General features: G+C 48.3%; 27 protein-coding genes and 2 other annotated features. All 27 genes read left to right on the forward strand.

Annotation, left to right across the window (positions count from 1 at the left end; all coding sequences use genetic code 11):
- The first annotated feature begins 28 nt into the window (after positions 1-28).
- The 27 genes from gltX (at position 29) to rplB (ending at position 26,173) form a co-directional block, all read left to right on the forward strand.
- Positions 29-1,477, forward strand: a complete 1,449-nt coding sequence (gene gltX / locus L985_RS00605; RefSeq protein WP_029343080.1) for a glutamate--tRNA ligase — start codon at positions 29-31, stop codon at positions 1,475-1,477.
- Positions 1,477-1,695 (forward strand) — a binding site (T-box leader). Its footprint overlaps the gene before it by 1 nt.
- 9 nt (positions 1,696-1,704) lie before the next feature.
- Complete coding sequence (gene epsC / locus L985_RS00610; protein ID WP_255343794.1) at positions 1,705-2,424, forward strand: serine O-acetyltransferase EpsC; 720 nt, start codon at positions 1,705-1,707, stop codon at positions 2,422-2,424.
- Complete coding sequence (gene cysS, locus L985_RS00615; RefSeq protein WP_047390581.1) at positions 2,378-3,775, forward strand: cysteine--tRNA ligase; 1,398 nt, start codon at positions 2,378-2,380, stop codon at positions 3,773-3,775. Before epsC ends, cysS begins: the two co-directional genes overlap by 47 nt.
- Positions 3,772-4,176, forward strand: a complete 405-nt coding sequence (locus L985_RS00620) for a Mini-ribonuclease 3 (protein ID WP_047390584.1) — start codon at positions 3,772-3,774, stop codon at positions 4,174-4,176. Before cysS ends, L985_RS00620 begins: the two co-directional genes overlap by 4 nt.
- A gap of 85 nt (positions 4,177-4,261) precedes the next feature.
- Complete coding sequence (gene rlmB, locus L985_RS00625) at positions 4,262-5,026, forward strand: 23S rRNA (guanosine(2251)-2'-O)-methyltransferase RlmB (RefSeq protein ID WP_035399377.1); 765 nt, start codon at positions 4,262-4,264, stop codon at positions 5,024-5,026.
- The gene (locus L985_RS00630; RefSeq protein WP_029343083.1) at positions 5,023-5,553 is read left to right on the forward strand and encodes an NYN domain-containing protein; all 531 of its coding nucleotides are present in this window, start codon (positions 5,023-5,025) and stop codon (positions 5,551-5,553) included. Before rlmB ends, L985_RS00630 begins: the two co-directional genes overlap by 4 nt.
- A gap of 189 nt (positions 5,554-5,742) precedes the next feature.
- Positions 5,743-6,384 carry an RNA polymerase sporulation sigma factor SigH gene (gene sigH, locus L985_RS00635; RefSeq protein ID WP_029343084.1) on the forward strand — a complete coding sequence of 214 codons (642 nt, stop codon included), beginning with the start codon at positions 5,743-5,745 and terminating at the stop codon, positions 6,382-6,384.
- Between the two features lie 155 nt (positions 6,385-6,539).
- Entirely contained in the window at positions 6,540-6,686 is a 147-nt protein-coding gene (rpmG, locus tag L985_RS00640; RefSeq protein ID WP_023466603.1) for a 50S ribosomal protein L33, read from the forward strand.
- A 44-nt stretch (positions 6,687-6,730) separates the two neighbouring features.
- The gene (gene secE / locus L985_RS00645) at positions 6,731-6,901 is read left to right on the forward strand and encodes a preprotein translocase subunit SecE (protein WP_023466605.1); all 171 of its coding nucleotides are present in this window, start codon (positions 6,731-6,733) and stop codon (positions 6,899-6,901) included.
- A gap of 19 nt (positions 6,902-6,920) precedes the next feature.
- On the forward strand, positions 6,921-7,472 hold the full coding sequence (nusG, locus tag L985_RS00650) for a transcription termination/antitermination protein NusG (RefSeq protein WP_023466607.1): 552 nt from the start codon (positions 6,921-6,923) through the stop codon (positions 7,470-7,472).
- A gap of 149 nt (positions 7,473-7,621) precedes the next feature.
- Positions 7,622-8,047, forward strand: coding sequence for a 50S ribosomal protein L11 (gene rplK, locus L985_RS00655; protein WP_023466609.1), 426 nt, complete (start codon positions 7,622-7,624; stop codon positions 8,045-8,047).
- 117 nt (positions 8,048-8,164) lie between these two features.
- Positions 8,165-8,851: a 50S ribosomal protein L1 gene (rplA, locus tag L985_RS00660; protein WP_023466610.1), complete on the forward strand. Its 687-nt coding sequence runs from the start codon at positions 8,165-8,167 to the stop codon at positions 8,849-8,851.
- A 55-nt stretch (positions 8,852-8,906) separates the two neighbouring features.
- Positions 8,907-9,058, forward strand: a sequence feature (ribosomal protein L10 leader region).
- Positions 9,059-9,108: 50 nt separating this feature from the next.
- A complete protein-coding gene (rplJ, locus tag L985_RS00665; protein ID WP_023466611.1) occupies positions 9,109-9,615 on the forward strand; it encodes a 50S ribosomal protein L10 in 507 nt (168 codons plus the stop codon).
- Between the two features lie 76 nt (positions 9,616-9,691).
- Positions 9,692-10,060, forward strand: a complete 369-nt coding sequence (gene rplL, locus L985_RS00670) for a 50S ribosomal protein L7/L12 (RefSeq protein WP_023466613.1) — start codon at positions 9,692-9,694, stop codon at positions 10,058-10,060.
- Positions 10,061-10,142: 82 nt separating this feature from the next.
- Entirely contained in the window at positions 10,143-10,739 is a 597-nt protein-coding gene (locus L985_RS00675) for a class I SAM-dependent methyltransferase (protein ID WP_023466614.1), read from the forward strand.
- Between the two features lie 231 nt (positions 10,740-10,970).
- Positions 10,971-14,528 carry a DNA-directed RNA polymerase subunit beta gene (gene rpoB, locus L985_RS00680; RefSeq protein WP_047390625.1) on the forward strand — a complete coding sequence of 1,186 codons (3,558 nt, stop codon included), beginning with the start codon at positions 10,971-10,973 and terminating at the stop codon, positions 14,526-14,528.
- Between the two features lie 20 nt (positions 14,529-14,548).
- Positions 14,549-18,148: a DNA-directed RNA polymerase subunit beta' gene (gene rpoC, locus L985_RS00685; RefSeq protein WP_047390588.1), complete on the forward strand. Its 3,600-nt coding sequence runs from the start codon at positions 14,549-14,551 to the stop codon at positions 18,146-18,148.
- A gap of 80 nt (positions 18,149-18,228) precedes the next feature.
- The gene (locus L985_RS00690; RefSeq protein WP_023466620.1) at positions 18,229-18,480 is read left to right on the forward strand and encodes a ribosomal L7Ae/L30e/S12e/Gadd45 family protein; all 252 of its coding nucleotides are present in this window, start codon (positions 18,229-18,231) and stop codon (positions 18,478-18,480) included.
- Between the two features lie 125 nt (positions 18,481-18,605).
- Complete coding sequence (rpsL, locus tag L985_RS00695; RefSeq protein WP_023466621.1) at positions 18,606-19,025, forward strand: 30S ribosomal protein S12; 420 nt, start codon at positions 18,606-18,608, stop codon at positions 19,023-19,025.
- A gap of 49 nt (positions 19,026-19,074) precedes the next feature.
- Complete coding sequence (gene rpsG / locus L985_RS00700; RefSeq protein ID WP_023466623.1) at positions 19,075-19,545, forward strand: 30S ribosomal protein S7; 471 nt, start codon at positions 19,075-19,077, stop codon at positions 19,543-19,545.
- Between the two features lie 124 nt (positions 19,546-19,669).
- Complete coding sequence (fusA, locus tag L985_RS00705; RefSeq protein WP_029343088.1) at positions 19,670-21,748, forward strand: elongation factor G; 2,079 nt, start codon at positions 19,670-19,672, stop codon at positions 21,746-21,748.
- Between the two features lie 117 nt (positions 21,749-21,865).
- Positions 21,866-23,053: an elongation factor Tu gene (tuf, locus tag L985_RS00710; protein WP_023466627.1), complete on the forward strand. Its 1,188-nt coding sequence runs from the start codon at positions 21,866-21,868 to the stop codon at positions 23,051-23,053.
- A 316-nt stretch (positions 23,054-23,369) separates the two neighbouring features.
- The gene (gene rpsJ, locus L985_RS00720) at positions 23,370-23,678 is read left to right on the forward strand and encodes a 30S ribosomal protein S10 (RefSeq protein ID WP_029343090.1); all 309 of its coding nucleotides are present in this window, start codon (positions 23,370-23,372) and stop codon (positions 23,676-23,678) included.
- A gap of 68 nt (positions 23,679-23,746) precedes the next feature.
- Positions 23,747-24,373: a 50S ribosomal protein L3 gene (gene rplC / locus L985_RS00725; RefSeq protein ID WP_023466629.1), complete on the forward strand. Its 627-nt coding sequence runs from the start codon at positions 23,747-23,749 to the stop codon at positions 24,371-24,373.
- Positions 24,374-24,402: 29 nt separating this feature from the next.
- Positions 24,403-25,026, forward strand: a complete 624-nt coding sequence (gene rplD / locus L985_RS00730; RefSeq protein ID WP_023466630.1) for a 50S ribosomal protein L4 — start codon at positions 24,403-24,405, stop codon at positions 25,024-25,026.
- Positions 25,026-25,310 carry a 50S ribosomal protein L23 gene (rplW, locus tag L985_RS00735; protein ID WP_047390592.1) on the forward strand — a complete coding sequence of 95 codons (285 nt, stop codon included), beginning with the start codon at positions 25,026-25,028 and terminating at the stop codon, positions 25,308-25,310. Before rplD ends, rplW begins: the two co-directional genes overlap by 1 nt.
- A gap of 32 nt (positions 25,311-25,342) precedes the next feature.
- On the forward strand, positions 25,343-26,173 hold the full coding sequence (gene rplB, locus L985_RS00740) for a 50S ribosomal protein L2 (RefSeq protein ID WP_023466632.1): 831 nt from the start codon (positions 25,343-25,345) through the stop codon (positions 26,171-26,173).
- Positions 26,174-26,226 lie beyond the last annotated feature (53 nt).

The raw sequence follows: 26,226 nt of genomic DNA on the forward strand, positions 1-26,226 counted from the left end.
CGAATTTTAGTCGAAGGAGTGATTGGCAATGGCAGAAGTACGAGTACGTTATGCCCCAAGTCCAACAGGACACTTGCATATCGGGAATGCCCGGACTGCATTATTTAACTATCTGTTTGCACGCCATTTAGGCGGTAAGATGGTATTACGAATCGAGGATACGGACCAAAAGCGGAACATCGCAGGTGGTGTCGAGAGTCAAATGAAGAACCTCGAGTGGCTCGGTGTCGATTGGGACGAAGGTCCAGGTCGCGGTGGCGAGTACGGTCCTTATTCACAAATGGAACGTCTCGATATCTATCAAAAGTACACGGATGAGTTACTTGAAAAAGGACTTGCTTACCGTTGCTACATGACATCGGAAGAACTCGAAGCAGAACGCGAAGCACAAATCGCACGCGGAGAAGCACCACGTTATTCAGGAGCGCACCGTAACCTGACAGCAGAACAAGAAGAAGCGTTCCGCGCAGAAGGTCGCACGCCGTCAATTCGGATTCGTGTACCGGAGGATGTCACGTATACATGGAATGATATCGTTAAAGACGATGTCTCATTCGAATCAAAAGACTTCGGTGACTGGGTCATCGTCAAAAAAGATGGCATTCCGACGTACAACTTTGCCGTCGTCATCGACGATCATTTAATGGCGATCAGCCATGTTCTTCGTGGCGATGATCATATTTCGAACACACCGAAACAGATGATGATCTATGATGCGTTCGGTTGGGAATACCCAACGTTCGGTCACATGACATTGATCGTCAACGAATCACACAAGAAACTCTCGAAGCGTGATCACTCGATCATTCAGTACATCGAGCAGTATAAAGAGCTCGGTTATCTCCCGGAAGCATTGCTCAACTTCATCACGCTTCTCGGATGGTCACCGGTCGGCGAACAAGAAATCTTCACGAAAGAAGAGTTCATCGAAATCTTTGACGCGGATCGTCTCTCGAAGAGTCCAGCTGTCTTTGACCAAAACAAATTGGCTTGGATCAACAGTCAGTACATGAAACATCAATCGTTCGAAGAAGTATTCGAAGCCAGTCTTCCGTTCTTACAAGAAGCAGGTCGCGTCGAAGCGTCGCCTTCAGAAGAAGAGCTCGCTTGGGCACGTGATCTTGTCGCGTTATACCGCGAACAGATGACGCATGGCGCGGAAATCGTCAAGCTTTCAGAGATGTTCTTTGAGGACGAAGTGGTGTATGATGAAGAGGCAAACACTGTCTTGAGTGGCGAGACGGTTCCAACTGTACTTACAGAATTCGCGAACCAGTTACGCGCTCTCGAAGAGTGGACACCAGAAGCAATCAAAGCATCGATCAAAGCGACGCAAAAAGCGACTGGTCAAAAAGGTAAAAACTTGTTCATGCCAATTCGTGTCGCGACGACAGGACAGACACATGGTCCAGAACTCCCGAACACGATTCAATTACTAGGAAAAGACCGTGTGCTTGCACGGCTTGAAGCAGAATAACGAAAGCGTAGACGAGGAAAGTAACGATGCGTCTTCTTCTCCAGAGACAAGCTCGAATGGTGCGAGGGCTTGAAGAAGCGAATCATGAAATGCCCCTCTGAGTGCTGCCCGAAATCCCTGAGAGTAGGCGCAGACGTATCTCCGGCGTTAACGGACGTCGAGAGGGACGAGTCAATCGTCCAAACAGAGTGGGACCGCGCTTCGTTAGCGTCTCTGTGCAGCAATGCATAGAGGCGCTTTTTCTTATGGAGAGGAGAACGTATATGACACGGATACGAGAAGATATCCGCAATGTGTTTGAGCAAGATCCAGCTGCCCGCAGCACGTTAGAAGTCATTTTGACATACCCGGGCTTACATGCGATTTGGATGCATCGCCTGGCCCATCGACTCTGGAACGCAAAGTTTCGCTTACTCGGTCGATTAATTTCGCAGTTCAGTCGCTTTTTGACAGGCATCGAGATTCACCCAGGAGCGACGATTGGACGCCGATTCTTTATTGACCACGGGATGGGTGTCGTCATTGGTGAGACGACGATCATTGGTGATGACGTCACGTTATTTCAAGGCGTGACGCTCGGCGGAACGGGGAAAGAAACAGGAAAGCGTCATCCGACGATTGAAGACGGCGTACTTGTCTCTGCCGGTGCCCGTGTCCTTGGTGATATCACGATCGGGGCATACTCAAAAATCGGTGCCAGTTCCGTCGTCTTAAAACACGTTCCGCCAAATGCGACCGTCGTCGGCATTCCGGGACGTGTCGTCATTCAAGATGGCATGAAGGTCGAAGCACCGCTTGATCATCGTTTCCCGGATCCGGTCAGCGAATGCCAAGAGCGAATTGAAATGGAACTAGAAGTATTAAAACAAGAAATTGAACGGATTAAAGGAGGGCGACGTCATGATTCAACTGTACAACAGCATGACCGGAAAAAAGGAACCATTTAAACCATTAGAAGAAGGAAAGGTCAAGATGTATGTCTGTGGCCCGACTGTTTACAACTACATTCATATCGGGAACGCACGTCCAGCAATCGTCTTCGATACGGTTCGTCGCTACTTCACATACCGCGGATACGAAGTCAAATATGTCTCGAACTTCACGGACGTCGATGATAAGATCATCCGGACAGCGAACGAACTCGGAGAAGACTATCATGCGTTGACGAAACGTTTCATCGAGGCGTACCACGCGGATACGGGTGCCTTGAATGTCCAAAAAGCGGACATCCATCCACTCGTCACGGAAACGATGGACGATATCATCGCCTTCATCGAAGTCCTCGTCGAAAAAGGCAATGCCTACGCATCAAGCGGAGATGTCTACTTCCGGACGCGTAGTTTCAAGGATTATGGTCAATTGAGCCAACAGTCGATCGATGAATTGCGCGCAGGCGCACGAATCGAAGTCGGAGAGAAAAAAGAAGATCCGCTTGATTTCGTGCTCTGGAAAGCAGCAAAACCAGGGGAGCCGGCATGGACGAGTCCATGGGGCGAAGGACGACCAGGCTGGCACATCGAGTGCTCGGCGATGGCGAAGAAATACCTCGGGGAGACGATTGATATCCATGCTGGTGGACAAGACTTGAAGTTCCCGCACCATGAGAATGAGATCGCCCAGTCAGAAGCATGCAACTCGCAGAAGTTCGCGAACTACTGGATGCATAACGGGTTCTTGAACATCGAAAACGAGAAGATGTCGAAGTCACTCGGTAACTTCCTGACGGTCCATGAAGCGATCCAAGCAGTCGACCCGATGGTGTTACGTTTCTTCATGTTATCGGTTCAGTATCGTCACCCGATCAACTACAGTCGTGAACTGATCGATCAAGCAGCGAATGGTCTCGCGCGGATTCGGGAGTCGGTCGCAAACATCGAACACCGCCTTGAAATGACGGCCGATCTCGGAACAGGTGACGAGAAGTGGTTGAATCGTCTAGCGGCGATCAAGGAACACTTCATCACATCGATGGATGATGATTTCAATACAGCGAACGCTGTGACGGATTTATTTGATCTCTCGAAAGAAGCCAATTTATACCTCGGAGAAGCACATGTGTCAAAACAGGTGCTCGAACAGTTCCTCGCACTCTTCTCGGAATTATCAGATGTCCTCGGTGTCACGTTGACAGTCGACAAAGGCTTACTCGATGAAGAAGTCGAACAGTTGATCAAAGAGCGGAACACAGCACGTCAAAATCGTGACTTCGCACGAGCGGACGCAATCCGTGATCAGCTACGTGATCAAGGGATCCTGCTCGAAGACACAGCGCAAGGGATGCGGTGGAAGCGCGGATGAAGAACTACAAACAACTGAATGCACTCGCGTTAGCGTACATGGGCGACGTCGTCTATGAGATTCGTGTGCGGGAGCGATTGCTCGAACAAGGTTATGTGAAGCCGGGCGAGTTGCACAAAGCAGCTGTCCGGTATGTTCGGGCACAAGCACAAGCGACGGTCGTGACGCACTGGTTGAACACGGATGTGTTGACAGAAGAAGAAGCAGCGGTCGTCCGGCGCGGAAAGAACGCGAAATCCGGTTCTGTCCCGAAGAGCACGGACGTCCACACGTATCGCTACGCGACAGCATTTGAAGCATTGCTCGGTTATATTTATCTTTCAGAAGGAGGGGATCGCCTTGAAGAACTCATCGGACAAGCGTTCGAACTACTCGAAGCCGAAAAAACAGACGAATCCTAAGGCTACCGGTGCGAAGCCAAAAACGAAGGCACAGCGTCCAGCGCAAGAGAAACGAAAACCCGCTCCGGTCAAGGAACAGCCCGTCGTGATTGAACCGCTCGAAGAAGGACAAGATTTCTTGTCAGGTCGTAATCCGGTCCTAGAGGCATTACGGAGCGGACGAGAAATGAACAAGCTGTTCTTGCAGGAAGGACAACAAAAAGGACCGCTTGCCGTCATCCATGCGATGGCGCAGGAAGCGGGCATTCAAATTCAGCTCGTCCCGCGTTCACGGTTAACCGGTTTAGCTGGAACGGAAAATCACCAAGGTGTCGTCGCAGCGGTTGCGGCGTATGAGTACGCTGAGATGGAAGATATCTTCGAGCTTGCCCGTCAAAAGGATGAAACACCACTCTTGATCATGCTTGATGAACTCGAGGATCCACATAATCTTGGATCGATCTTGCGGACGGCAGATGCTGTCGGAGCTCACGGGATCATCATTCCGAAGCGTCGCTCAGTCGGGTTGACGCAAGTCGTCGCGAAGGCATCAACAGGCGCAATCGAACATATCCCGGTCGTTCGCGTGACGAACCTCGCTCGGACGATGGAGGATCTAAAGAAACAAGGTATCTGGTTCGTTGGAACGGATGCACGTGAAAGTGACGACTACCGGACACTCGATGGTACGATGCCGCTCGGAATCGTCATTGGAAGTGAAGGAAAAGGAATGAGCCGGCTCGTACGTGAGAAATGTGACTTCCTCGTCCACCTCCCGATGGCAGGACATGTCACGTCGCTCAACGCATCGGTTGCGGCTTCGCTATTATTATATGAAGTCTATCGGACTAGAAAGCCGTATGCGCGATGAAATATGATCGCCTCATCGTAGATGGCTACAATATCATTGGCGCATGGCCAGAATTTCGGACGTTGCGGGAGCAAGACTTTGAATTAGCACGGGAACGGTTGATTCATGCGATGGCGGAGTACCAAGCCGTCACAGGGATCAGCGTTACGATCGTCTTTGATGCCTATCTGCAACCAGGACGTGAGTCTAGGATGCTAAAAAGCGGAATCGATATCGTCTACACACGAGAAAACGAGACGGCGGACGAATGGATCGAGAAAACAGCGGCTGACTGGCTGCAGGATATCCGGGTCAAGCTGACGGTAGCGACGAACGACTACACGGAGCAATGGGTCATCTTCACGCTTGGAGCACTCCGTATATCGGCGCAGGAACTCCGGCGTGAGTGGAAAGCAGCAGTTGCCGTCATCAAGCAACAGACGACGTCTGCGAAGACGACGGCTCAACCGCGTTCGAAGATTGATTTACCGGAAGACGTCATCGCGCGCCTCGAAGCGATTCGTCGCCGAAAGAATTCAGATACATGATATGAACCATTCGCATGAGCAATCCACCGTTCTCCTTCATTCGAAAGAACGGTGGATTTTTTTGTATAAAAGATACATTTTGGATACAACAAAAGAGGTCATGCCAATTTTCATTGTCGTGCCACAGGTAATTATTGTATAATTAAAAACAATTGAACTATTCGTCAATGATGCTTGGAGGGATACAGGATGAGTTTGGTTTCGTTCGACCAGTTTGAGTGCATGACCGATGAAGCGCTTGTAGAACAAGCGAAAGAGTTCGATAACAGCGATGCGCTCGAATTTTTGATCGAGCGGTATCGAAATTTCGTACGTGCCAAAGCCCGTTCTTACTTTTTGATCGGGGCAGACCGAGAAGACATCATCCAAGAAGGAATGATTGGTCTCTATAAGGCGGTACGGGATTACCGAACGGATAAGCTCGCCTCGTTTAAAGGATTTGCCGAATTATGCATCACGCGACAGATGATCACTGCGATCAAGACGGCGACACGTCAGAAACATATCCCGTTGAACTCGTACATCTCGCTCGATAAACCGATCTATGACGATGAATCGGAGCGGACGTTACTTGATATCATCACGTCGACAGCACCTTCTGATCCACAAATCTTGATCATCAACCGGGAAGAATACGCAGACATCGAATCGAAGATGGATGAGATTCTGAGCGACCTCGAACGGAAGGTCCTCGCGCTCTATCTCGACGGACGGACGTATCAGGAAATCTCTGACGACCTCGATCGTCATGTGAAATCGATCGACAATGCCTTGCAACGTGTCAAGCGCAAACTTGAGCGATATCTCGAAGCACGAAAGATGACGGTCTAACAGAGAGGTAGATTGACCGTAATCCCTTCCTATGCTACTGTATAACTAGCGCCTTACTAGCGAGACGCCGCTCATAGGCGTTTTTTTTTACGCTCTTTTTCGGAAGGAAAGTACCTTAACAGAAGAGAAGAGTGGCAAAGAAGGAGGACTTTGAGATGGCGAAGAAAGTAGGCCTTGCTTGTGATAATTGCGGTGCCCGCGACTATACGACGATGAAAAAAGAGGACGTCACTGTCCGCTTGGAATTGAAGAAATTCTGCCGTCGTTGTAACGCGCATACGATTCATAAAGAAGCGAAATAAGGCTTCATCTGTCCCGATTTATTACATCCTGGAGGGAAAGTACGATGAAATTTTTGCGTGACGTATGGAATGAATTGAAAAAGACGAGCTGGCCAAAACGGAAAGAGCTGACGAAATACACATTGACGGTCATCGGTATGGTGATCTTCATGGGTGTCTTCATCTTCGGCGTCGATTCAGGGCTTAGCGCATTGATGAGCTGGTTGATTAAGTAAAAAGAAGAGGTGGCCTACCATGGAGAAACAATGGTTTGTCGTCCAAACGTATTCCGGATTTGAAAACAACGTCAAGGCGAACCTTGAACGTCGGATTGAATCCATGAACATGGACGAAAAAATCTTCCGTGTACTCGTTCCGATTGAAACGGTACAAGAAGAAGTAACGAACAAAAAGGGAGAAACGAAAATCAAGGAACGTGAAGTCAAGATCTTCCCGGGGTATGTCCTCGTTGAGATGGTCATGACGGATGATTCTTGGTATGTCGTCCGGAATACTCCGAACGTCACGGGCTTCCTCGGATCAGTCGGCGGCGGTTCAAAACCGACACCACTCCTTCCGGAAGAAGCAGAAAACATCCTTGGATCAATGGGTCTCGTCGATCTGAAGAGCCGTTATGACTTCTCACTCGGACAAATCGTCCGAATCAAAGAAGGAGCTTTCGAGAATCTCGAAGGTACGATCGAGGAGCTTGATACAGATGCTGAGAAAATGAAAGTCTCTGTTGATATGTTCGGTCGCGAAACGAAGGTCGAGCTTGATTTCGCACAGGTCGATAAAATCGATTAAGTTTCCTATTGCGAATGTTTTGTTTTAATGATACAATTTTTCGTGTTTGATGTTGTGCTTATTTCGATAAATAACTCGTCGAATAGAATGAGTGGGAGGACGCGCAACGTCCAATTAAACCACATTAAAGAATTAAGGAGGTGTGTCTCGTGGCGAAGAAGGTTATGAAACTCGTAAAACTTCAAATTCCTGCGGGCAAAGCAAACCCAGCTCCACCAGTTGGACCGGCACTCGGTCAAGCAGGTGTGAACATCATGGGCTTCTGTAAAGAGTTCAACGCTCGTACACAAGACCAAGCCGGCTTGATTATCCCTGTAGTCATCACGGTTTTTGAAGATCGTTCATTCACATTCATCACTAAAACTCCTCCAGCAGCAGTTCTCTTGAAGAAAGCAGCTGGAATTGAGAGTGGTTCAGGTGAACCGAACCGTAAGAAAGTAGCGACTGTCAAACGTGACAAAGTTCGTGAAATCGCTGAAACAAAAATGCCAGACCTTAACGCATCATCTGTTGAAACAGCAATGTTGATGGTTGAAGGTACTGCACGTTCTATGGGTATCGTAATCGAAGACTAATGTCTTTTTGATTACCATGAACAACGATGAGGGTCGCAGGCGGATAGTTTCTTGAAGCCTGCTACCCTTTCATTATGTGGGAGGATTTTCCGCACAACCACAAAGGAGGAACCTAAAATGGGTAAGAAGTACAAAGAAGCTGCTAAGCTTATCGATCGTACGGTTTCATACGAACTCGCAGAAGCTGTAGATTTGACTAAAAAATCTGCAACTGCGAAATTCGATGAGACTATCGAATTGGCTGTTCGTCTCGGAGTAGATCCGAAGAAAGCAGACCAACAAATCCGTGGAGCAGTCGTATTGCCACACGGTACTGGTAAAACACAAAAAGTTCTCGTCTTCGCGAAAGGTGAGAAATTAAAAGAAGCGGAAGCTGCTGGAGCAGATTACGCTGGTGATGCTGAGTACATCAACAAAATCCAACAAGGATGGTTCGACTTCGACGTTATCGTCGCGACACCAGACATGATGGGTGAAGTTGGTAAACTTGGTCGCGTTCTCGGACCAAAAGGCCTCATGCCAAACCCGAAAACAGGTACAGTTACATTTGACGTCACAAAAGCAATCAACGATATCAAAGCTGGTAAAGTTGAGTACCGTGTCGACAAATCAGGTAACATCCACGTTCCTGTCGGTAAAAAATCATTCGATAACGAGAAACTCGTTGAGAACATCAACACAGTTATCGAAACTCTCGTAAAAGTTAAGCCTGCTACTGCTAAAGGTGTATACCTTAAGAACATCGCGATCGCTTCTACAATGGGTCCTGGTGTAAAAGTATCTTCAGCTGACTTCGCGAAATAATTTCGTCTAAAACGAACTTGACAACGTTCTAAGAACGCTGTTACAGTATAAAACGTTGATATATTTCGACATACCGTAGACAGAAGGTGCTCACATGGGCATAAATCCTTCCGAGGTGTTCTTGCTCAGAGAGCCTGTTTGTTCAGGTATCCTTTTTGACGATTACGCCTCCTCTGCTCTGCAGACGGAGGCTTTTTATTTGAAATCGAGCAGCCCCTCGCACCGGTACATTTCATCTACCAGGAGGTGCAACAGAAATGGCAAACGAAAAAGTTATCGCTGTCAAAGCGGATCTCGTATCTGAGATCGCTGAGAAACTCCAAGCGAGCGCAGGAACAGTTGTCGTCGACTACCGTGGTCTCACAGTAGAAGAAGTCACTGAACTTCGTAAACAACTCCGCGAAGCGGGCGTTGAATTCAAAGTTTACAAAAACGGTCTCCTCCGCCGCGCGGCAGTTCAAAGCAACCTCGAAGGTCTTGATGAAGTCTTCACAGGTCCTAGTGCGATCGCCTTCAGCAATGAAGACGTTATCGCGCCAGCTAAGATCTTGAACGACTTCGCTAAAACGCACAAGGCTCTCGAACTTAAAGGTGGTATCATCGAAGGCAAAGTCACTTCAGTAGAAGATGTCAAAGCCCTTGCGGAACTTCCATCACGCGAAGGTCTCCTTTCGATGCTCCTCAGCGTGCTTCAAGCGCCAATCCGTGGACTCGCGGTGGCAACGAACGCAATCGCAGAGCAAAAAGAAGAACAATCTGCTTAATTTCTGCTTAGCGGGATAGGCAACCAACACAATTTTCACACCCCAACGTGGGCTAAATCAAAGGAGGAAAACCATAATGGCTTTCAACAAAGAGCAATTTATCGAAGACCTCAAGGGCATGACTGTTCTTGAACTTAACGAACTCGTAAAAACAATCGAAGAAGAATTCGGCGTATCAGCAGCAGCTCCAGTAGCAGTTGCAGGTGCTGGCGCAGGCGCAGCAGCTGAAGAGCAAACTGAATTCGACGTTATCCTTACTAACGCTGGATCTGGTAAAATCAACGTCATCAAAGCAGTTCGCGAATTGACTGGTCTCGGTCTTAAAGAAGCGAAAGCTCTCGTAGACGGAACTCCAGCACCAGTTAAAGAAGGCGTTTCGAAAGAAGACGCTGAAGCAATGAAAGCTAAGCTTGAAGAAGCTGGCGCTACTGTAGAAGTTAAGTAATTTTCTTCTTCCGTAGAAACAAGAGAAGCTCGCATTGCGAGCTTCTTTTGTTTTCATCTTTTACATGAGAGGGGAAGGAAGCATGGCGGATCATTATTATACGAATGACCCTTCATCGAAACGAGATCCGAAGACGTGGGAATATGTTCTGCGTGGTCAGACGCTCCGCTTTACATCGGATCATGGTGTCTTTTCGAAGAACGGAATCGATTTTGGTTCCCGTCTGTTGATCGAGGCATTCACGGAACCGGCTGTAGCGGGAGACATCTTGGATGTCGGTTGCGGATACGGACCGATGGGTATTGCGCTTTCGAAGTCGACTGGTCGTCCGGCACACTTGATCGATGTCAATGAACGGGCGCTCGAACTAGCGGCAGACAATGCGCGCGCGAACGGTGTTTCCGTGACGACCGGTGTGAGTGACGGGTATGATGGGGTAGGCGAATCGACATTCGCAGCGATCGTGACGAATCCACCGATTCGGGCGGGGAAAACGGTCGTTCATCGTATCCTCCGGGAAGCGTATGACCACCTCGTCGTTGGCGGCGAGCTTTGGGTTGTCATTCAAAAGAAACAAGGTGGACCATCTGCGAAGAAGTTGATGGAAGACGTATTCGGTATGTGTGAGACAGTTACCCGCGATAAAGGGTACTCGATATTTAAATCAATTCGGTCTTGACAAATCGAAGGATTTGTCGTTGACCGCATGTTGTGTCTATGATAGTATTATAAAATGCCATTGGAGTGATTTTTGGATAAGATGTTTGAAAGCAGCTGGCGTTCTCGACTACAGATGATTGAGTAGACAAGACGTCGCTTTTTTGCGCTTATCAATCAAAAAATGGCTTCAATGTTCGATATTACACCCGTCCTTCTCTATAAGAAGAAGTGGGTCTGAGAGGTGAATCAGTTGACTGGTCAACTTGTTCAGTACGGTCGTCACCGTCAGAGAAGAAGCTATGCACGTATCAGCGAAGTATTGGAACTTCCAAACTTAATCGAGATTCAAACGAATTCGTATGAGTGGTTCCTGCGGGAAGGTCTTCGTGAGATGTTTCATGACATTTCGCCGATTTCCGATTTCACAGGGAATCTCGTATTAGAATTCATCGACTACTCGCTCGGAGAGCCGAAGTATTCGATCGATGAATCGAAAGAGCGCGACGTGACCTATTCGGCACCACTACGCGTTAAAGTCCGTCTTCAAAATAAAGAGACGGGTGAATTGAAAGAACAAGAAGTCTTCATGGGTGACTTCCCGCTTATGACGGAGTCGGGAACATTCATCATCAATGGAGCGGAGCGCGTAATCGTTTCGCAGCTTGTTCGTTCGCCAAGTGTTTATTACAACAATAAGTTAGATAAGAACGGTAAGCGTGGATTCTCCGCGACAGTCATCCCAAACCGTGGTGCATGGCTCGAGCTCGAGACAGACGCGAAAGACATCGTTTATGTTCGCATTGATCGCACGCGTAAGATTCCAGTAACGGTTCTTTTACGTGCTCTTGGTTTCGGTACGGATCAGGAAATCATCGATCTTCTCGGTGATGATGAGTACCTCCGGAATTCACTTGAAAAAGATAATACGGAATCAACGGAAAAAGCCCTCATCGAGATTTATGAGCGTCTACGTCCGGGAGAGCCGCCGACAGTCGAAAACGCAAAAGCGTTACTCGTGTCGCGCTTCTTTGACCCGAAACGTTATGATTTGGCAAACGTTGGTCGTTATAAAATCAATAAAAAGCTTCATCTTAAGAACCGTCTCTTCGGTCAAAAACTTGCGGAAACGCTTGTTGATCCTGAGACAGGTGAAGTCATCGCGGAAGCAGGAACGGTCCTTGATCGTCGTATGCTCGATAAAGTCCTTCCATTCCTCGAAGGATCCGTTGGTTACATCGAAGCGACGCCTACAGGCGGCGTGACGCAAGGTGAGGCTTTCAACTTACAGTCAATCAAGGTGTTCGCACCGGACGATGCTGAAGGTGAACGCATCATCAATATCATCGGTAACGGTAACATCGATCGTGACATCAAGCACATCACGCCTGCTGACATGATTGCTTCTATCAACTACTTCTTCAACTTGTTGCATGAAGTCGGTACGACAGACGATATCGATCACCTCGGTAACCGTCGTCTCCGTTCAGTTGGTGAGCTGCTCCAGAACCAATTCCGGATCGGTCTCTCACGGATGGAACGTGTCGTTAAGGAACGGATGTCGATTCAGGATCAGAATGCGATCACGCCACAGGCATTGATCAACATTCGTCCAGTCATCGCATCGATTAAAGAGTTCTTCGGTAGCTCGCAGTTGTCTCAGTTCATGGACCAAACGAACCCGCTTGCGGAATTGACGCACAAACGTCGTCTTTCAGCACTCGGACCTGGTGGTTTGACACGTGAGCGCGCTGGTTTCGAAGTTCGTGACGTACACTACTCGCACTATTCCCGTATGTGTCCGATCGAAACGCCAGAGGGACCAAACATTGGTTTGATCAACTCGTTGTCTTCGTACGCGAAGGTCAATGAGTACGGCTTCATCGAAGCGCCATATCGTCGTGTCGATCCGGAAACGGGCGTTGTCACGGATGAAATCCACTACATGACTGCTGACGAAGAGGATCTCTACGTCGTCGCTCAGGCAAACATGTTGTTGACGGAAGAGAAGACGTTCCAAGATTCACACGTTCTTTCACGTTTCCGTGGACAAAACTTGTCTGTCGAACCAGCACGTGTCGATTACATGGACGTTTCACCGAAGCAGGTTGTATCTGCCGCAACGGCTTGTATCCCGTTCCTTGAGAACGATGACTCGAACCGTGCCCTCATGGGAGCGAACATGCAACGTCAGGCCGTCCCACTTCTGAACCCGGAATCTCCGATTGTTGGTACAGGTATGGAGTACGTGTCTGCGAAAGACTCAGGAGCCGCTGTTGTTGCGAAGCACGCAGGGATCGCTGAGCGTGTCACGGCGCGTGAAATCCTTGTCCGTCGTACGACGGAAGTCGATGGCAACATCGTTGAAGGTGAGCTCGACCGTTACAAGATCCAAAAATTCATCCGTTCCAACCAAGGAACGTGTTATAACCAAAAACCAATCATCAAAGCAGGCGACCCAGTCGATAAAGGCGAGATCCTTGCAGATGGTCCATCGATGGACGGTGGGGAACTTGCGCTTGGTCGTAACGTACTCGTCGGTTTCATGACATGGGATGGTTACAACTATGAGGATGCTGTCATCATGAGTGAGCGTCTTGTCAAAGACGACGTCTACACATCGATCCACATTGAAGAATACGAATGTGAGTCGCGTGATACGAAACTCGGACCGGAAGAAATCACACGTGATATTCCGAACGTCGGTGATGATGCCTTGAAAAACCTCGACGATCGCGGAATCATCCGCGTCGGTGCGGAAGTCAAGGACGGCGATATCCTCGTCGGTAAAGTTACGCCGAAGGGTGTAACGGAATTGACAGCGGAAGAGCGTCTTCTTCATGCGATCTTCGGTGAAAAAGCACGTGAAGTCCGTGATACATCTCTCCGTGTACCACACGGTGGTGATGGAATCATCCTCGACGTCAAAATCTTCGACCGCGATAACGGGGACGAGCTCTCACCTGGTGTCAACCAGTTGATCCGTGCTTATATCGTTCAGAAGCGTAAGATTCACGAGGGTGACAAAATGGCGGGTCGTCACGGTAACAAAGGTGTTATCTCGCGTATCCTTCCAGAAGAAGACATGCCGTACATGCCAGACGGTACGCCAATTGACATCATGTTGAACCCACTTGGGGTTCCATCACGGATGAACATCGGGCAGTTGCTCGAGCTTCACCTCGGGATGGCAGCACGTCAACTCGGCATCAAAGTCGCATCACCAGTATTTGATGGTGCGCGTGAGGAAGATGTTTGGGCAACGATTGAAGAAGCAGGTATGGATCGCGACGCGAAGACTGTCCTTTATGATGGTCGTTCGGGTGAAGCGTTCGATAACCGCATCTCTGTCGGTGTCATGTATATGATTAAACTTGCTCACATGGTCGATGATAAACTTCACGCACGTTCGACAGGACCATACTCACTCGTTACACAACAACCGCTCGGTGGTAAAGCACAGTTCGGTGGTCAGCGTTTCGGTGAGATGGAAGTATGGGCACTTGAAGCATACGGCGCAGCCTACACGCTCCAAGAGATCCTTACAATCAAGTCGGATGACACGATCGGTCGTGTTAAAGCGTACGAAGCAATCGTCAAAGGTGAGAATGTACCACAACCGGGCGTACCGGAATCGTTCCGAGTCCTCATTAAAGAGCTTCAATCCCTCGGTATGGACGTCAAGATGATGTCTGCTGATGATGAAGAGATCGAAATGCGCGACGAAGACGAGGACAATATCCCGAACGCGACTCCAGCACTCGAAGAAGTTCAAGCGCCTGTCGCACCAGTTGTTACTGAAGAGGAATAAGCGAAAGGGAGGTCCACCCCTTGGTAGATGTTAATAGATTTGAATATATGCAAATCGGCCTCGCTTCCCCCGAAAAGATCCGTTCATGGTCTTTCGGGGAAGTGAAAAAGCCGGAGACGATCAACTATCGTACACTCAAACCGGAGAAAGACGGTTTGTTCTGTGAACGTATCTTTGGTCCAACGAAAGACTGGGAATGTTACTGTGGTAAATACAAACGGATCCGCTATAAAGGAATCATTTGTGACCGCTGTGGCGTTGAAGTCACGAAGTCGAAAGTCCGTCGTGAGCGCATGGGTCACATCGAGCTCGCAGCACCGGTTTCGCACATCTGGTACTTCAAAGGAATTCCTAGCCGTATGGGACTCGTCCTCGACATGTCACCGCGTGCGTTAGAAGAGATCATCTACTTCGCGTCGTACGTCGTCACAGATCCAGGCGAATCGACACTTGAGAAGAAACAACTCCTTTCAGAGAAAGAATACCGTGCCTATCGTGAGAAGTTCGGTCGTTCGTTCACTGCTGAAATGGGTGCGGAAGCAGTTCGTAAATTGCTCCGTGACGTAGAACTCGATAAAGAAGTCGCTGCATTACGTGAAGAGCTTCGTATGATTCAAGGACAACGTCGTACTCGTGCGATCAAACGCCTTGAAGTTCTCGATGCGTTCCGTAACTCAGGCAACAATCCAGAATGGATGGTGCTTGAAGTACTTCCAGTCATCCCACCGGAACTTCGTCCGATGGTTCAACTCGATGGCGGACGTTTCGCAACGTCTGACTTGAACGACTTGTACCGCCGCGTCATCAACCGTAACAACCGTCTCAAGCGTCTTCTTGACCTTGGCGCTCCGAACATCATCGTTCAGAATGAAAAACGGATGCTTCAAGAAGCAGTCGATGCTTTGATCGATAACGGTCGTCGCGGTCGTCCAGTCACTGGACCAGGTAACCGTCCACTTAAATCACTTTCACATATGTTGAAAGGGAAACAAGGACGTTTCCGTCAAAACTTGCTCGGTAAACGTGTCGACTACTCTGGTCGTTCGGTTATCGTCGTTGGTCCAAACCTGAAGATGTATCAATGTGGTCTTCCAAAAGAAATGGCCCTTGAGCTCTTCAAACCGTTCGTCATGAAAGAACTCGTCTCTCGTGGCATCGCACCGAACATCAAGAGTGCGAAACGGAAAATCGAGCGCGTTCAACCTGAAATCTGGGATGTCCTCGAAGAAGTCATCCGTGAGCATCCGGTTCTCTTGAACCGTGCACCGACACTTCACCGTCTCGGTATCCAGGCGTTCGAACCAACGCTCGTCGAAGGACGCGCGATTCGCCTTCACCCACTCGTATGTACGGCTTACAACGCCGATTTCGATGGTGACCAAATGGCGGTTCACGTACCACTTTCGGCAGAAGCACAAGCAGAAGCGCGTCTTCTCATGCTCGCTGCACAAAACATCTTGAACCCGAAAGACGGTAAACCTGTTGTTACACCATCGCAGGATATGGTCCTCGGTAACTACTACCTCACGCTCGAGCGCGAAAACGCGATCGGCGAAGGTAAAATCTTCTCGACAGTGAACGAAGCGCTCATCGCTTACCAAAACGGTTATGCGCACTTCCATACACGTGTTGCGATTCCAGCCGGCGTTCTCAAGAACCCGACATTCACGGAAGAGCAAAACGAGAAATTATTGATTACAACAGTCGGTAAGTTGATCTTCAACGAGATCCTCCCAACGACGTTCCCTTACTTGAACGAACCAACGATGACGAACCTTCAAGAAGCGACGCCAGACAAGTACTTCCTTGAAAAAGGAACAGATGTCGCGGCAGAACTGAAGAACCGTCCGATCATCGACCCGTTCAAAAAAGGATTCCTTGGAAATGTCATCGCGGAAGTCTTCAAACGGTTTGAGACGACAGAAACAAGCCGCATGCTCGACCGCATGAAAAACCTCGGATTCAAACACTCGACTCGTGCCGGTATCACGGTAGGGATCGCGGACATCATCGTTCTTCCGGACAAACAAGAGATTCTTGTTGAAGCGCAGGACAATGTCGACCGCGTCATGAAATCGTACCGTCGTGGTCTCATCACAGAAGACGAGCGCTATGAGCGTGTCGTTAAATCGTGGAATGATGCGAAGGATGAAATTCAGTCTCGTCTGATGAAATCCCTCAACCGTCTTAACCCGATCTTCATGATGAGTGACTCCGGTGCCCGTGGTAACGCGTCGAACTTCACGCAGCTCGCTGGTATGCGTGGACTCATGGCCGCTCCAAGTGGACGGATCATCGAGCTCCCGATCAAATCATCGTTCCGTGAGGGTCTAACGGTACAGGAATACTTCATCTCGACACACGGTGCACGTAAAGGTCTTGCCGATACAGCCTTGAAAACGGCTGACTCAGGTTACCTGACTCGTCGTCTCGTTGACGTTGCTCAAGACGTCATCATCCGTGAAGATGATTGTGGAACGGATCGTGGTATCCGCGTCACAGCACTCCGTGAAGGAACGGAAGAGATCGAAAGCCTCTACGACCGCCTCGTCGGACGTACTGCATTCGAAAACGTCGTTCACCCAGAAACAGGAGAAGTCCTCGTTTCAACGAACGAACTCATCGATGAAGACATCGCTCGTGTCATCACTGATGCTGGTGTCGATAACGTTGAGATCCGTACTGCCTTCACATGTAACACAAGCCATGGTGTCTGTAAGAAATGTTACGGACGTAACTTGGCAACAGGCAACGACGTCGAAGTCGGCGAAGCTGTCGGTATCATTGCGGCACAATCAATCGGTGAGCCAGGAACGCAGCTTACAATGCGTACCTTCCACACAGGTGGGGTTGCCGGGGATGATATCACACAAGGTCTTCCGCGTATCCAAGAGTTGTTCGAAGCGCGTAACCCGAAAGGTCAAGCGGTCATTTCGGAAATCGATGGTCAAGTCATCGACTTCACGGAATCGCGTGACAAACGTGAATTGACGGTCCAAGGACTCAGCGAAACACGCACATACACGATCCCATTCGGTTCGCGTCTACGTGTTCAGCTCGGGGACGAGGTCAAAGCCGGTCAAGTCTTCACGGAAGGTTCGATCGATCCGAAAGAACTCTTGAACGTTAAAGGTGTATCCGGCGTTCAGAACTACTTGCTCCAAGAAGTTCAAAAAGTATACCGGATGCAAGGGGTTGAGATCGGTGACAAACACGTCGAGGTCATGGTTCGCCAAATGATCCGTCGCGTACGTGTCATCGAGTCTGGTGAGACTTCACTCTTACCAGGTTCGCTCGTCGATATCAGCACGTTCAAGGAAGCTTGTAAAGAAGCGCTCCGTAACGGGAAAGCTCTCGCTTCGGCGAAACCAGTTCTTCTCGGTATCACGAAAGCGTCACTTGAAACAGATTCATTCCTATCGGCTGCGTCGTTCCAAGAAACGACTCGTGTCCTTACGGATGCAGCGATTAAAGGGAAGAGCGACTACCTTCGCGGCTTGAAAGAGAACGTCATCATCGGTAAGTTGGTTCCAGCTGGTACTGGGATGGCACGTTACCGTCAGATCGATCTCGAAGTAGCTGGCGAAGCACCTGTAGAAGCCGATTCTCCGGTAGAATAAAACGCCTTGACACGCCGGTATGGCGGTGCTACTATGATATAGTGTTGCCAACCGGCTGTGTTATTTTGGAGGATATCTTCATGTCTTACAAAAAAGTAGTCGGCGCAGATTTGAAGTTTGTCGGTCAAAAGCAAACGCTCAAAGCATTGCGATCTGGCAAGGCGTCGGAAGTGATCATTGCGGATGACGCAGATGAACACGTAAAACAAGCATTGCTCGATGCGGCGAAACAAGCTAACGTTCCAGTCGTGAATGTTCCTTCTAAGCAAGAGCTTGGAAAAGCTTGTGGAATCGATGTCGCAGCAACCGCTGTTGCAATTAAGAAAGTTTGATAATGCGTTTTGTGTGGCGATGGAATGCCTGAGCCACGCAAAACGTTTCATTATGACTTTCGATGAACCACCCGGCTCGGTGGTTTTGAAATTTGTCATGAATTCAGGAAGGGAGGATCTCAAAGATGCCTACTATCAACCAATTAGTCCGTAAAGGACGTCAATCAAAAGTTGTGAAATCAGATTCGCCAGCGCTGAACAAAGGGTACAACAGCTTCATTAAAGCTCGTACTGACATCAGCTCACCACAAAAACGTGGTGTTTGTACTCGTGTAGGTACAATGACTCCGAAGAAACCGAACTCGGCTCTTCGTAAATACGCACGTGTACGTTTGACGAACACAATGGAAGTAACAGCTTACATCCCAGGTATCGGCCACAACCTTCAAGAGCACAGTGTTGTTCTTATCCGCGGCGGCCGCGTAAAAGACTTACCAGGGGTACGTTACCACATCGTTCGTGGTGCGCTTGATACAGCTGGTGTTGACGGCCGTATGCAAGGTCGTTCGAAATACGGTACGAAACGTCCTAAAGTTAAAAAATAATCTAGATATCTTAAGATATCACCTCACTATATGAAAGGAGGGACTCGGAATGCCACGTAAAGGTCAAGCAGAACGTCGTGATGTAATGGCTGATCCGATCTACAACTCTAAACTCGTTACCCGCCTTATCAACCGTCTTATGTTAGATGGTAAAAAAGGTACTGCTCAACAAATCTTATACAAAGCTTTCGAAACTATCGCTGAACGTTCAGGTCGCGATGCAATGGAAGTCTTTGAAGAAGCGATGAACAACATCATGCCAGTTCTTGAAGTTAAAGCACGCCGTGTAGGTGGAGCTAACTATCAAGTTCCTGTCGAAGTTCGCCCAGAGCGTCGTACGACACTCGCACTTCGTTACCTCGTGAACTACTCACGTCTCCGTAACGAAAAAACTATGGATGCGCGCCTTGCTAACGAAATCATGGACGCTGCAAACAACACTGGTGCTTCTGTTAAGAAGCGCGAAGATATGCACAAAATGGCGGAAGCGAACAAAGCGTTTGCTCACTACCGCTGGTAATTCCGAAAATCACCACCTCATGCATGCCATTTTTAATGGAATTATGAGGTGGCTTTCGGGTATAGTCATGACGTGTGGCAACACACGACCACTAAACTAAAATGCGAAAGGAGAATGTTTAAAGATGGCAAGAGAATTCTCCCTTAAGAACACTCGTAACATCGGGATCATGGCTCACATCGATGCTGGTAAAACAACAACGACTGAGCGTATTCTGTATTACACGGGTCGTATCCACAAGATTGGTGAAACGCACGAAGGTGCTTCACAAATGGACTGGATGGAGCAAGAGCAAGAGCGTGGGATCACGATTACATCGGCAGCAACAACTGCTCAATGGAAAGGTAACCGCGTAAACATCATCGATACACCTGGACACGTAGACTTCACAGTTGAGGTTGAACGTTCACTTCGCGTACTTGATGGTGCGGTAGCAGTACTTGACGCTCAGTCTGGTGTTGAGCCACAAACTGAGACAGTATGGCGCCAAGCTACAACTTACGGCGTACCACGTATCGTTTTCGTTAACAAAATGGATAAAATCGGTGCAGACTTCTTGTACTCGGTCGGAACGCTTCGCGAACGCCTTCAAGCGAACGCACACGCGATCCAACTTCCAATCGGTGCGGAAGATGAATTCAAAGGAATCATCGACCTCGTCGAACAGAAAACATATATGTACGGTAACGATCTCGGAACTGACATCGAAGTGACTGACGGTTTCCCAGCTGATCTCGCTGATCAAGCTGAAGAACTCCGTGGATCATTGATCGAAGCAGTTGCGGATTATGAAGAAGAATTGATGATGAAATACCTCGAGGGTGAAGAAATCACAATCGACGAGTTGAAAGCGGCTATCCGTAAAGCAACTCTGACAGTTGACTTCTATCCTGTACTCGTAGGTTCGGCATTCAAGAACAAAGGTGTTCAGCTTATGCTTGACGCAGTTCTCGATTACCTCCCATCACCAATCGACGTAAAAGCGATCTCAGGTATCGACATGGATACGGATGAAGAAATCGTGCGTGAGTCTTCGGACGAAGCACCATTCTCTGCACTCGCGTTCAAAGTCATGACTGACCCTTACGTCGGTAAACTTACATTCTTCCGTGTGTACTCTGGTACAGCTTCGGCAGGATCGTACGTTAAAAACTCAACAAAAGGCAAACGTGAGCGTCTTGGACGTATCCTTCAAATGCACGCAAACAGCCGTGAAGAGATCCCGATGGTATACGCGGGTGACATCGCTGCAGCTGTAGGTTTGAAAGATACGACTACTGGAGATACGCTTTGTGCAGAGAAAGACAACGTCGTTCTCGAGTCAATGACATTCCCAGAACCAGTTATCTCGGTCGCTATCGAACCAAAAACGAAAGCTGACCAAGATAAAATGGGTCAAGCCCTCGCTAAGCTTGCTGAAGAGGATCCAACGTTCCGCACTGAAACAAACCCAGAGACTGGTCAAACGATCATCTCAGGTATGGGTGAGCTTCACCTCGACATCATCGTTGACCGTATGCGTCGCGAGTTCAAAGTCGAAGCAAACGTTGGTGCTCCACAAGTAGCTTACCGTGAAACGATCCGCCAAGCGGCGAAGATCGATTCGAAGTTCGCTCGTCAATCTGGTGGTCGTGGTCAGTATGGTCACGTCGTCGTAGAATTCGAGCCGAACGAAGAAGGCGCTGGCTTCGAGTTCAACAACAAAATCGTCGGTGGTGTTGTTCCACGTGAATACATCCCAGCGGTTGAGCACGGAATCGAAGAAGCACTTCAAAACGGTATCCTTGCTGGTTACCCAGTCGTTGACGTAAAAGCTTCACTCGTCTTCGGATCGTACCACGATGTCGACTCAAACGAGATGGCATTTAAAGTTGCGGCTTCAATGGCAGTCAAACAACTTAAAGATAAGAGCGGCGCTGTTATCCTTGAGCCAATGATGAAAGTTGAAATCGTTATCCCAGACGAATACATGGGAGACATCATGGGTGATGTTACATCACGCCGTGGTCGCGTAGAAGGTATGGAAGCACGCGGTAACGCTCAAGTTGTCCGTTCAATGATTCCACTTTCTGAAATGTTTGGATACGCTACTGGTCTTCGTTCACGCACACAAGGTCGCGGAACGTACTCGATGCACTTCGATCACTACGAAGAAGTACCGAAATCAGTTGCGGAAGAAATCATCAAAAAAGCGAACGGCTAATCCTTCACAGGTTGTCACGCTTTTATGATTAGTGTAAGCTAAGGAAGGTGTACGTTATCTTACGACTCACCTTCCTAGTTATAAAAAATTATTAGACACATAGAGGAGGAATTCAGAATGGGTAAGGAAAAATTCGACCGTTCTAAACCGCACGTTAACGTTGGTACAATCGGCCACGTCGACCACGGTAAAACAACTTTAACAGCAGCTATCTCAGCTGTACTTGCAAAAGCACAAGGTAAAGCTGCAACTAAGTTTGACCAAATCGATGGTGCTCCAGAAGAGCGCGAGCGCGGTATCACAATCGCAACAGCTCACATCGAGTACGAAACAGAAAAACGCCACTATGCACACGTTGACTGCCCAGGTCACGCTGACTATGTTAAAAACATGATCACTGGTGCTGCACAAATGGACGGCGCGATCCTCGTTGTTTCTGCAACAGATGGTCCAATGCCACAAACACGTGAGCACATCTTGCTTTCACGTCAAGTAGGTGTTCCTTTCATCGTAGTATTCATGAACAAAGTTGACATGGTTGACGACGAAGAGCTTCTTGAGCTCGTCGAAATGGAAATCCGTGAGCTTCTTTCTGAGTACGACTTCCCAGGTGATGACCTCCCAGTTATCCAAGGTTCTGCTCTTGGCGCGCTTAACGGCGAAGCTAAATGGGAAGAAAAAATCATGGAACTCATGGCAGCTGTCGATGAGTACATCCCAGAACCAACTCGTGACACTGAAAAAGACTTCATGATGCCAGTTGAGGATGTCTTCTCAATCACTGGTCGTGGTACAGTTGCTACTGGCCGCGTTGAGCGTGGAGTTCTTAAAGTCAACGACGAGATCGAAATCGTTGGTCTTCACGAAGAAACTAAAAAATCAGTATGTACTGGTGTAGAGATGTTCCGTAAGCTTCTTGACTATGCTGAAGCTGGCGACAACATCGGTGCTCTTCTCCGTGGTGTATCACGTGACGACATCGAGCGTGGACAAGTTCTCGCGAAACCAAACACAATCACACCACACAAAAAGTTCAAAGCGCAAGTTTACGTTCTTTCTAAAGAAGAGGGTGGCCGTCACACGCCATTCTTCGCGAACTACCGCCCGCAGTTCTACTTCCGTACAACTGACGTAACTGGTATGGTTCAACTTCCAGAAGGTACTGAAATGGTTATGCCTGGGGACAACATCGAAATGACTGTTGAACTCATCGCACCAATCGCTCTTGAAAAAGAAACTCGTTTCTCAATCCGTGAAGGTGGCCGTACAGTAGGCGCTGGATCAGTTACAGAAATCGTTGAGTAATTTTTAAGACAAAGGTCTTCCGTCTCCCGTGGCGGAAGACCTTTTTTCATTTCTTTGAAAACAGTCTTGCAACATGGTCTGACATCTTATATACTGAGGAAAGTGTTTGTGCGAGTGGTGAGAGACTTGAATACATATTCTATTTTATTAGTGCTTGCATTCTTGCTGGTGATTCAGTATGATAGAATATGTTGGTCACAAACACAACGCGATGAAGCGGGAGGTTATGACACACCAGGCGGCATTGCCATGGCTAGTGTGGAAATTTCCGCGGAGAATGTCTATTTACAAAATAGGCGAAAAGGAGGGAAATAACATGGCAAATGAAAAAATTCGGATCCGTTTGAAAGCATACGATCACCGCGTGCTTGATCAATCGGCTGAGAAAATTGTCGACACAGCAAAACGTTCAGGTGCTACTGTATCTGGTCCGATCCCACTCCCAACGGAGAAAGCGGTCTACACAGTACTTCGTGCCGTTCACAAGTACAAAGATGCTCGTGAGCAGTTCGAAATGCGTACACACAAACGTTTGATCGACATCGTTAACCCAACACCGAAAACTGTTGATGCGCTTATGCGTCTCGAACTTCCATCGGGCGTTGACATCGAAATCAAACTTTAATTTTTCTTCTATAGATAGTTGATACTAGCCAGAAGATCAAAATCATTCAATATTAGGAGGTGTATCTCATGGCTAAAGGAATCTTAGGAACTAAACTCGGTATGACACAAATCTTCAACGAGTCAGGCGAAGTCGTCCCTGTTACTGTCGTTTCAGTCGAAGGTAACGTTGTTCTTCAATTAAAAACAACGGAAGTTGACGGTTACGAAGCAGTACAACTCGGCTTTGGTGATATCAAAGAAGGTCGTCAAAACAAACCGCAAAAAGGTCACGCTGCGAAAGCAAACGCGACACCTAAGCGCTTCATTAAAGAAATCCGTACATCAGTAGCAGATTTCGAAATCGGTCAAGAGATTAAAGCAGATACTTTCGCTGCAGGCGAAATGGTTGATGTAACAGGTACGTCGAAAGGTAAAGGTTTCGCTGGTGCAATCAAGCGTCACAACCAATCACGTGGTCCAATGGCTCACGGTTCGCGTTACCACCGTCGCCCAGGTTCAATGGGTCCTGTTGCTCCTAACCGTGTATTCAAAGGGAAATTGCTCCCTGGACGCATGGGTGGAGAGCAAATCACTGTTCAAAACCTTGAAATCGTAAAAGTTGATGCAGAACGCGGCTTACTCCTCGTCAAGGGTGCTATCCCAGGCGCACGTAAGAGCCAAGTTGTCATCAAAACTGCGGTTAAAGGCAACTAATCCGTTTGCAAGGAAAGGAGGAATAACGAATGCCTAAAGTAGCTTTGCTTAACCAAACAGGTACACAAGTTGGAGACATCGAGCTCGCAGATGCCGTTTTCGGAATCGAGCCAAATGAAGCAGTCGTATACGATGCAATCGTCATGCAACAAGCTTCACGTCGCCAAGGTACACATGATACAAAAGGTCGCTCGGAAGTTCGCGGTGGCGGCCGTAAACCATGGAAACAAAAAGGTACTGGTCGTGCACGCCAAGGTTCGATCCGTTCGCCACAATGGGTTGGCGGTGGAACAGTCTTCGGTCCAACACCACGTTCGTACGCTTACAAACTTCCTAAAAAGGTTCGTCGTCTCGCACTTCGTTCAGCACTTTCTTCGAAAGTCGCTAACAACGAGTTCATCGTTCTTGAAGGATTGACAATCGATGCTCCTAAAACTAAGGACATGATCGCAGTATTCGCTGCTCTTTCAATCGAACGTAAAGTTCTCGTCGTTACTGCTGATTACAACGAGTCAGTCGTTCTTTCAACACGCAACATCCCAGGTGTCACAGTCGTTGACGCTGCAGGTGTAAACGTCCTTGATCTTGTCGCTCATGACAAAGTCATCATTACGAAGGACGCTGTTGCGAGAGTAGAGGAGGTGCTTGCATAATGGCACACACACACGACATTATCAAACGTCCTGTCATTACTGAACGTTCAGTAAACCAAATGGCTGAGAAAAAGTACACATTCGAAGTAGACGTGAAGGCATCTAAGGCTCAAATCAAAGATGCAGTTGAAGCGATCTTCGGAGTGAAAGTTGACAAAGTCAATACATTGATCTCAAAACCAAAAGCAAAACGCGTAGGTCGTCACGCTGGTTACACAGCACGCCGCAAAAAAGCGGTCGTCACGCTTACTGCAGATAGCAAAGAACTCGATTACCTCGGTTAATCGGAACTCTGTAGAAAAGGAGGGAACTCTCGATGGGAATTAAAAAGTTTAAACCGACCACTAACGGTCGTCGTAATATGACTGCACTTGACTTTGCTGAGATTACGGCTTCACGTCCTGAAAAATCGTTAACTGAAAAGCTTTCGAAAAAGGGCGGACGTAACAACCAAGGTCGCTTGACAGTACGTCACCAAGGTGGCGGACACAAACGTAAATATCGTATCATCGACTTCAAACGGAACAAGGATGGCATCGCTGGTCGTGTCGCTACAATTGAGTACGATCCAAACCGCTCTGCTAACATCGCATTGATCCACTACATCGATGGTGAAAAACGCTACATCCTCGCACCGAAAGGCTTGAAAGTAGACATGCAAGTCATGGCTGGACCAGAAGCTGACATTAAAGTCGGTAATGCTCTTCCACTTTCAAACATCCCAGTCGGTACGTTGATCCACAACATCGAACTTAAGCCAGGTAAAGGTGGTCAGCTCGTTCGCGCAGCTGGTACTTCTGCTCAGCTTCTCGGTAAAGATGGTAAATACGCGATCGTTCGTCTTCAATCAGGCGAAACTCGTATGATCCTTGCTACTTGCCGTGCAACAGTCGGCGCTGTCGGTAATGAAGAGCACGAGCTCGTCAATATCGGTAAAGCTGGTCGTTCACGCTGGCTCGGAAAACGTCCTACAGTTCGTGGTTCTGTCATGAACCCAGTCGATCACCCACACGGTGGTGGTGAAGGACGTGCTCCAATCGGTCGTTCGGGCCCACTTACTCCTTGGGGTAAACCGGCACTCGGATACAAAACTCGTAAGAAAAACAAAGCGAGCGATAAATATATCGTCCGTCGTTCTAAAAAATAATTACATGATTTCTGGACGGTTCGTAGGAACCGTTCCTGAATCATGCCAAAGGG

This window comes from Exiguobacterium sp. ZWU0009, from assembly GCF_000798935.2.
Classification (GTDB): Bacteria; Bacillota; Bacilli; order Exiguobacteriales; family Exiguobacteriaceae; genus Exiguobacterium_A; species Exiguobacterium_A acetylicum.